The organism is Vibrio sp. 10N.261.52.C11, assembly GCF_041471405.1.
Lineage (GTDB): Bacteria > Pseudomonadota > Gammaproteobacteria > Enterobacterales > Vibrionaceae > Vibrio > Vibrio crassostreae_C.
In genome coordinates, this window is sequence record NZ_JBFROI010000009.1 from 203,827 (window position 1) to 212,429 (window position 8,603).

Genomic DNA, 8,603 nt, shown 5'->3' on the forward strand with positions numbered 1-8,603 from the left:
CCCGTTAGCTAGACGTAAAAAGTTTCAAAGGCTAGGCTGCTCAACGTCTGGCCTTCAATTGAACTGTAAAGCCATTAGAAAATGGACAGCAGTTGTTTTGAGAAGACCCTACAGACGTAACACAGGAAACTGTGTCGTTATGGAAATAATAATCCCTTAAGGGAAAATAAACGGAATATCAAAATGAATTTGCATGAATACCAAGCCAAACAGCTGTTTGCAGAATTCGGTTTGCCTGTACCAGAAGGTTTCGCATGTGATACTGCACAAGAAGCTTTCGAAGCTGCAGGTCGTATCAGTACAGCCAAGAAAGTCGTTAAGTGTCAAGTACACGCTGGTGGCCGCGGTAAAGCGGGCGGCGTAGAGCTACATGACACCAAAGAAGGCGTTAAAGAGTTTGCACAAAAGTGGCTAGGTAAAAACCTAGTGACTTACCAAACAGACGCTAATGGTCAGCCTGTAACTAAGATCCTAGTTGAAGAAGCATCAAACATTGCTAACGAACTTTACCTAGGTGCTGTTGTTGACCGCGCAACGCGTAAAATTGTATTCATGGCGTCAACTGAAGGCGGTGTGGACATTGAGAAAATCGCTGAAGAAACTCCAGAGTTGATTCACCAATCAGCGATCGATCCTCTAGTAGGCCCTCAAGCTTACCAAGGCCGTGAACTGGCGTTCAAACTTGGTCTAGTTGGCGATCAAATCAAACAGTTCGTTAAGATCTTCATGGGTCTTGGCCAAATGTTCTCTCAGTACGACCTAGCTCTACTAGAAATCAACCCGCTTGTCATTACTGGCGAAGGCAACCTGCTTTGTCTAGACGGCAAGATCAACATCGACTCAAACGCGATGTACCGTCAGCCTAAACTACGTGAAATGCACGATCCATCTCAAGAAGATGAGCGCGAAGCACACGCAGCACAGTGGGAACTGAACTACGTAGCACTAGATGGTAACGTTGGCTGTATGGTTAACGGTGCAGGCCTTGCGATGGGTACGATGGATATCGTAAACCTACACGGCGGCAAGCCAGCAAACTTCCTTGATGTAGGCGGTGGCGCGACAAAAGAACGTGTAGCTGAAGCATTCAAGATCATCCTTTCTGATGACAATGTTAAAGCAGTACTCGTAAACATTTTCGGTGGCATCGTTCGTTGTGACATGATCGCTGAAGGTATTATCGGTGCAGTCAAAGAAGTCGGCGTAACAGTTCCTGTAGTTGTTCGTCTAGAAGGTACAAACGCAGACCTAGGTCGCGAAGTACTTGCTAATTCTGATGTTGATATCATTGCAGCTGAATCTCTAACAGATGCTGCTCAGAAAGTTGTTGCTGCTGCGGAGGCTAAATAATGTCTGTATTAATTAACAAAGACACTAAAGTAATCTGTCAGGGTTTCACTGGCGGTCAAGGTACATTCCACTCAGACCAAGCTATCGCATACGGTACGCAAATGGTTGGTGGTGTTTCACCTGGTAAAGGTGGTCAAACTCACCTAGGCCTTCCAGTATTCAACACAGTACGTGAAGCGGTAGAAGTAACTGGCGCAACAGCAACAGTTATCTACGTACCAGCTCCTTTCTGTAAAGATGCAATCCTAGAAGCGATTGATGCAGGTATCGAACTGATCGTAACGATCACTGAAGGTATCCCTACAACAGATATGATCGACGTTAAAGTGAAGCTAGAAGAAACTGGCGTTCGCATGATCGGTCCTAACTGTCCAGGTCTTATCACTCCAGACGAGTGTAAGATTGGTATCATGCCTGGTCACATCCACAAGAAGGGTAAAGTAGGCATAGTATCTCGCAGCGGTACTCTGACGTACGAAGCAGTTAAGCAAACAACAGATGAAGGCTTTGGTCAGTCTACATGTGTTGGTATCGGTGGTGACCCTATCCCAGGTTCAAACTTCATTGATATCCTAAAACTTTTCCAAGAAGACCCAGAAACTGAAGCAATCGTAATGATTGGTGAAATCGGTGGTACTGCGGAAGAAGAAGCGGCTGAGTTCATCAAAGCAAACGTAACTAAGCCAGTTGTATCTTACATCGCTGGTGTTACTGCTCCTCCGGGCAAGCGTATGGGCCACGCAGGCGCAATCATCTCTGGCGGTAAAGGTACTGCTGAAGATAAATTCGCAGCACTAGAAGCAGCAGGCGTTAAGACTGTTAAGTCTCTTGCTGACATCGGTAAAGGCCTACGTGAAATCACGGGTTGGTAATCAGCTGGCTTTTATCGATTGAGATAGAAGTTAATTGAAACGATATTAAAAAGGCTTGGTCACTGACCAAGCCTTTTTTATGTTTTCGAGATACGAGATCGTACTGCTAAGTGCTAAGCTCGACTTCTAACCATTTGAGATAGCATAAACATTGCTGCCGCACTGATAACCACAGACGGGCCAGCAGGCGTATCATAGAACCAAGACAAGCTTAATCCACCGAATACAGCGATAGAGCCAATAATTGATGCAAGGAAGGCCATCTGCTCAGGTGTGCTCGAGAACTTCCTTGCCGTTGCTGCAGGAATAATCAGTAGCGATGTCATGATTAACGCACCAACAAACTTCATACCGACAGCAATCACGATACCGACCAATAGCATCAGAATCAGACGCATTAAATCAATGTTGATGCCATCAACCGCCGCGAGATCTTCGTTAACCGTCGTTGATAGTAGTGGTCGCCAAAAGATAGCAAGTACTAATCCAATCACAGCAGCACCCGCATAGATGAACACTAAATCCGTTGGAGATACTGCCAGCAAGTCACCAAATAGGTAGCTCATTAGGTCAACACGAACGTTATCTAAGAAACTGACAGCAACCAAACCAAGTGATAGCGCACTGTGCGCCAAAATACCGAGTAGGGTATCGGTCGCGACCAGCTTTTGTTTTTGTAAAGTCACTAGCAACACGGCCAGCATCAAACAACAAATCAGCAGCGCGAAATACAAGTTAATGTTGAACAGAAAGCCAAGTGCTAAGCCCATCAAAGAAGCGTGAGCAAGCGTGTCACCAAAGTAAGCCATCTTACGCCACACCACGAATGAACCTAGTGGGCCTGCAATTAGTGCAATACCCAAACCCGCCAAAATAGAGGGAAGAAGAAACTCAAGCATTAGTGGTGTCCGTGTTTATGGTTTGAACATTCATGCACGTCGCCTTCGACAGGCTGGCCTGCGAGATCATGATGGTGATGTTCGTGTTGGTGATGATAAAACGCTAGCGTCTCTTGGGTCGCGGTGCCAAAGAGCGCAATATACGAAGGATGGTGTTTGATGTCTGCAGGTGCGCCTGAGCAACAGATGTGGTGGTGTAAACAGATAACATCGTCTGTTTTTGCCATCACTAAATGCAGATCGTGTGAAACCATAAATACGGCACAACCAAAGCGGTGGCGAATGGTGTCAATCAAGTCATACAGGTCTATTTGCCCTTGAACGTCGACGCCTTGAGCCGGTTCATCGAGAACCAGTAGATCTGGTCTTCTTAGCAATGAACGAGCAATGAGCACACGTTGGTTTTCTCCGCCAGATAGCTGGTGCATGTTACTCTTCTGCAGATGTTCAGCACCAACAAGCTTCAATGCTTCAAGGATCTCTTGCTGACTGAAATTGCCAGTGAGTTTTAGAAAACGCTCTACGTTGAGCGGTAGGGAATCATTGAGCTTTAATTTTTGTGGTACATAGCCAATTTTCAGTTTTTTAGCTTTTGTTATTGTGCCTGAAAATTTGGTCTGTAAACCCAGTACCACTTTTACTAATGTCGACTTTCCTGCACCGTTTGGCCCAATCAGGGTGGTGATTCTGCCGCGCTCTAAATTTAGAGAGATGTTGTCTAGAACTTTTCGACCGTCAAATTCGACGCTCACAGAATCTAGTTGGATTAAGTTATCCATGAATAGAACTCATTTGCAATTCGCTAATGTTATAATGTAACATTTACCTCAAGCCTAAGCTACTTTTCTATTATCGAGGGATTATGTCACGTTCATCTTTTATACTTGCTACTTTGCTTTTAGCGCCAAGTGTTGCAAGTGCCAATACTATTCTAACAAGCTTCAAACCAATTCAAATGATTGTGACAGAACTAACGCAAGGTGTTAGTGAACCGGAAGTGTTGATGAACAGCAATGCTTCGCCGCACGATTATGCGCTCAAACCATCAGATGTCAAAAAAGTTCATAGTGCAGATATGGTTGTTTGGTTTGGTCCAGACTTAGAAGCGTTTCTGACCAAGGTGATTGAGTCGAACGATAACGTTATCGAAATCGCTAAAATCCCTGGCATCAACTTACGCGCTTATGGACACGAAGAGCATGACCATGATGCACACGAAGGCCACCACCACGGCAGCCATGACCCGCATTTTTGGTTGGGGATCGATCAGGTTGAAGTTGCCGCGAAATACATCTCAGACAAGCTAATTGAAACTGACCCAGACAACGCAATGGCGTACCAAGAGAATCTCGATTCATTCCTGATTGCATTGAAAGAGAAGCAACAGTCTATTCGAGAGCAACTTGCACCCGTGAAAGACAAAGGTTACTACGTTTTTCATGACGCGTATGGTTACTTTGAGCAAGAGTTTGAGCTAAATAACTTAGGTCACTTTACGGTGAGCCCAGAGCGTAAGCCGGGTGCAAAAAGCCTGATCGCTATTAAGAAAACGATAGTACGTGAAAACGTTCAATGTGTGTTTTCTGAGCCTCAATTCACTCCTGCTGTGATTGAATCAGTGACGCGCGGAAGTAACGCAAAACAAGGTCAGCTTGACCCTATCGGTTCAACAGTTGAAGTGAAGAGTGGAAGCTATTTCGATTTTCTTCAGCAACTTACAGATAGCTATACAAGTTGCTTAGACGAGAAGTAAGTCATAAACGAGTATTCTTTACTCTACTTTGCTCTCGTTAATTTATGAATCATGCCGCTTTTTGCGGCATTTTCGTGACCGCTAAGATAAAACCTCCTAACAAATAACAAACCTCCTTTCTCCTTTTCTAATTTCCGCTAAAATGGAAAGATAATAATAAGCACAAAAAAACTCAGTTTTTGGTTTAGCAACGATAAGACGTTGTGGTACCCAAAATTTCATGTGTTGTTGCTGTTCAGGATTAAGAGTTGTATCGAATTATCTTCAAAATGTTCATGTTAATGAGCATTTCATTTAGCGTTCTAGCGGTAAATACCTCGCCCTCCGTTTTCTATCCTTTGCCCGCTCAAGCGCAAGGGAATTTCCTTGCGGCTAAAAACTTGTATTTAGGTGCCGGAGGTGGGCTCTGGGTTCATGATGTGCATGGAAAAGTACTCTTTTACGATGGTCGAACTCTATTCCCTCGCAAGGGAAGCTTACTGCAATTTTCTTCGGAAAGAGTCGCCTTTCTGAACGATGAGTTTTGGACATTTTTCGACAATGAGGTCTATCGACATAACCCTGGAATTGGCAACGAATTGGCGTTTAGCCTAAGTCCCGGCGCTGAAATAGCGAATATCGGTGCATCAGGCGATTATATTTGGGTTACTGACGGCAGTAATTTCTATACCTACAACACTCAATCTTTAGAATTCAACACCTACTCTCTACTTAAACTGTACCGATACAATAACAGCAGTGACATTGCGATTAACGACGCTGAGTGGGTACTATCAAAGTGGGTGCTAGCGACCAGTTCTGGCGTTTACCTTTCAGAGAATCAAGAGTTTACCCATGTCACCGCATCAGACAAAAACCATATTGAGACGGTTTATTTTTCGAATGCTCGACGTGAGTTAGTGATCGGTACTTTAAATGGTGCTGTGATTGTTGATCTCGCGAACCCAGACAAAGAGACCATCGTTAAAGGGTCGCATGTTCTCTCGTTGGCCGAAACTTCGGACCAGTATTGGATTGGTACAGAGCACGGCCTTATTAGCTACAACTTTATTACGGGACAAATTACTCGATTCGAACAAGCCGCTAGTCAAGACTTCTCGTTACCGGGTGAGAAAATATATTCGTTGATAAACGATCATGCTGGTGGTGTGTGGGTTGCGACAAACAACGGTATCCGATACTTCTCACTGTTCAGCAAAACCTTCTCGAGAACACCCCTAACTGGAATGGGCATGCATTCGAGTAGTGTGGTGATCAATAAAGTACTGCCTGTCAGTGACCAGTTATCTTGGGTCGCGTCTTCAATGGGGCTCTACTTGGTTGATTCTGAAAGTGAAGAGAACCCAATTCGTGTTTACTCTAACCCTGTTAATGATTTTGAGATCTTTGGCTCTTCCATTTGGTTGGCGACCGAACAAGGTATCATCAGTCTAAATACGGAAACACTACAACCCGAAGCCCTTGATTTACCAAGGCCAATTGAGGGAGTGCGTGTTGAAAACCTTGCGCTTCAAGCCGATAACGTTCTTTGGATGACCTCTGGGCAAAACCTCTATTCGCTATCTATCGAAACCATGAAACTGACGAGTTATGGCACTGACTGGTTAGTCGACAAGTTCTTGCCTGCGAAGATCACCGCTCTCAATGTAGGCTTACTAGGTCGCATCTATATAGGAACGGATCATGGCTTCTACTCGTTCATTGATAAACGAATTAGCTTTAGTCGTTCCAGCGAACGGTTTGGCAAAGTCGTCGATATTGAAAAAGCGAAGGATGGAGCGCAGTGGTTTGCGAGCAGTTATGGCGTGTATCGAATCCCGGATGACAGCTCTATTATTCAAGAAATCACTCTTGTTGAAGACAATATTAGCCCCAACTGCCTGATAAGCGATGACAATGGTGTTTGGTTAGGCTCTTCGAAAGGCATCAGTTTTTACGGATTGGATGGGCAACTGCATAAACACATAGGTTCGCCATTTGGTTTGATCACCAATGAACTGGCGGCAGGAGCGTGTGCTCTTTTTTACAGTCAAGATAGCCAACCTTCGAGGCTTGTTTTCGGCTCAAAGTATGGTGTAGTCAGCGCGTTATCTAACGAGTTACTGGTATCAACTACACCTCATAGCCGTGCCTTGTTGAGTAAGATAAGTGTCGACCAACAAACGGTATCACTTGGCGGGAAAACGGCAGAGCTGGATGAGATTCCTTATGGTTCATCGATGGGGTTTAAGCTAGGTATCTTACCAGCAACGTTCGCACCTGCGATGGAATACCGACTGAGCGACGATGAACCTTGGAGTGAGTTTGAAGGGGGCTTGTTAACGCTCGATCATCTTCTTCCAGGGGATTACACACTTGAAGTGAAGCCGGTTAAAGACTCCCATTATCGCTTTGTGTCAACCAATCAAAGCTTCTCGATTGCGGAGCCTTGGTATCTGACCAATTGGGCTGCAGCAAGCTCTCTGATATTACTGATTGGCGTTGTGACTATCTTAGTCTTTTGGCGTTCGCGTTATGTCACTTTTGCCAACCGGCACTTAAAAGCGCAAGTTGCACTGAAGACAGACCAATTGAGGCACCAAAGCCGGATATTACTCGCCACTAATCAACAGCTTAAAAAGCAGCTATCCGTGAAGAATGCGCTTGTGTCTCACACTGCCAATGAACTCTCTTCTGAAGTGAATCATATTGCTGCGATGCTCCCGAATTGGAATGACGAGCTCGGGAAGTCGCCGATTCTAACCTTGAAAAATGGCTTAGCTCAATTGAGTAATACGCCTCAAGGAGAAGGGCAAGTTTGTTACGATATAATTTTAATCTTAGAGGTGGTACTCAAAGCTTGGCAGGATGACTTAACCAAAGCCGGTATTGAACTGGATATTAAAGTCGAAACAAAACAACGATATGTCTCGTTGCTGTATTTTAATCTCGATATTATCTTCAATAGCTTGGTTGCGAGCATCATCAAGAGAAACTTTAAGTCGCAGAGTATGGTGGTTCTGGTTGAAGAGGTTAAGGAGCATCTTGTTGTGACCATTCGAGATCATGGGATGCCTTTCCCTAAACTGGCATCAAGCATGGGTGACAATACCGGAAAGTCGACCGACCTTAACATCGAAAAGCTGCCGCTATTGATGAATCAGAGCGGTGGTGAGCTTAATGCCTTTGTTTCGGAGTCTCAAAATAAGGTTCAGCTTTCGTGGCCAATTGAGTATCAAGTACTCGACAATCTTGAAGCCAGCACAATTGAACAGATTGAAACCATTAAGCTTGCCGCCTCAACACCAGAGCAACAAAAACTGACAGCGGAACAAGAGTGGAAGAGCAGAGTGTCGCAGCTTGTGAGTGAAAACTACGCTGATGCCGAGTTCAGTACTGCAACTGCCGCTAAGTATTTGTTTATGTCTGAGAGAAGCTTACAGAGACGCTTTAAATCGGCTTACAACAAGACCTTCAAAGAGCACTTGAATGAAGTACGTCTAGAGCATGCGTGTGAGCGCTTACTCGCTGGAGAGAAGATCTCTGATGTGGCGTTTGATTCGGGGTTCAATGACCCTTCCTATTTCAGTCAAAGGTTTAAGCACCACTTTGGCATGTCACCATCTAAGTTTGCTGAAAACAACGAAGAGTAGCACGCAGCGGATACTCAGCTAGAACATAAATAAAGATACTTTAGCCTCGACATTCGTGTTGGGGCTTTTTTATGCTTCTACGAGATACGAGATACGA

6 protein-coding genes are annotated in these 8,603 nt (G+C 44.7%); 4 read left to right on the forward strand and 2 right to left on the reverse strand.

Annotated elements, in window-relative coordinates:
- Positions 1–183 precede the first annotated feature (183 nt).
- Together sucC and sucD are read left to right on the forward strand one after the other, a co-directional pair.
- On the forward strand, positions 184–1,350 hold the full coding sequence (sucC, locus tag AB4323_RS03280) for an ADP-forming succinate--CoA ligase subunit beta (RefSeq protein WP_010436793.1): 1,167 nt from the start codon (positions 184–186) through the stop codon (positions 1,348–1,350).
- Positions 1,350–2,222, forward strand: a complete 873-nt coding sequence (gene sucD, locus AB4323_RS03285; RefSeq protein ID WP_004734209.1) for a succinate--CoA ligase subunit alpha — start codon at positions 1,350–1,352, stop codon at positions 2,220–2,222. The genes sucC and sucD overlap by 1 nt, the downstream gene beginning before the upstream one ends.
- Before the next feature lie 113 nt (positions 2,223–2,335).
- Here sucD and znuB read toward each other — a convergent pair whose 3' ends face one another.
- Positions 2,336–3,121, reverse strand: coding sequence for a zinc ABC transporter permease subunit ZnuB (znuB, locus tag AB4323_RS03290; protein ID WP_017061944.1), 786 nt, complete (start codon positions 3,119–3,121; stop codon positions 2,336–2,338).
- A complete protein-coding gene (gene znuC, locus AB4323_RS03295; protein WP_017061943.1) occupies positions 3,121–3,900 on the reverse strand; it encodes a zinc ABC transporter ATP-binding protein ZnuC in 780 nt (259 codons plus the stop codon). The genes znuB and znuC overlap by 1 nt, the downstream gene beginning before the upstream one ends.
- A gap of 83 nt (positions 3,901–3,983) precedes the next feature.
- Here znuC and znuA point away from each other — a divergent pair, with 83 nt between their 5' ends.
- Together znuA and AB4323_RS03305 are read left to right on the forward strand one after the other, a co-directional pair.
- Complete coding sequence (znuA, locus tag AB4323_RS03300; RefSeq protein WP_372151599.1) at positions 3,984–4,874, forward strand: zinc ABC transporter substrate-binding protein ZnuA; 891 nt, start codon at positions 3,984–3,986, stop codon at positions 4,872–4,874.
- Between the two features lie 269 nt (positions 4,875–5,143).
- Entirely contained in the window at positions 5,144–8,506 is a 3,363-nt protein-coding gene (locus tag AB4323_RS03305; RefSeq protein WP_372151601.1) for a helix-turn-helix domain-containing protein, read from the forward strand.
- Positions 8,507–8,603: the final 97 nt, after the last annotated feature.

Bases quoted from the DNA above. Each gene is read 5' to 3' on its own strand.
- sucD (WP_004734209.1), top strand. From the start codon at position 1,350: ATGTCTGTATTAATTAACAAAGACACTAAAGTAATCTGTCAGGGTTTC.
- AB4323_RS03305 (WP_372151601.1), top strand. From the start codon at position 5,144: ATGTTCATGTTAATGAGCATTTCATTTAGCGTTCTAGCGGTAAATACC.
- znuB (WP_017061944.1), bottom strand. From the start codon at position 3,121: ATGCTTGAGTTTCTTCTTCCCTCTATTTTGGCGGGTTTGGGTATTGCA.
- znuA (WP_372151599.1), top strand. From the start codon at position 3,984: ATGTCACGTTCATCTTTTATACTTGCTACTTTGCTTTTAGCGCCAAGT.
- sucC (WP_010436793.1), top strand. From the start codon at position 184: ATGAATTTGCATGAATACCAAGCCAAACAGCTGTTTGCAGAATTCGGT.
- znuC (WP_017061943.1), bottom strand. From the start codon at position 3,900: ATGGATAACTTAATCCAACTAGATTCTGTGAGCGTCGAATTTGACGGT.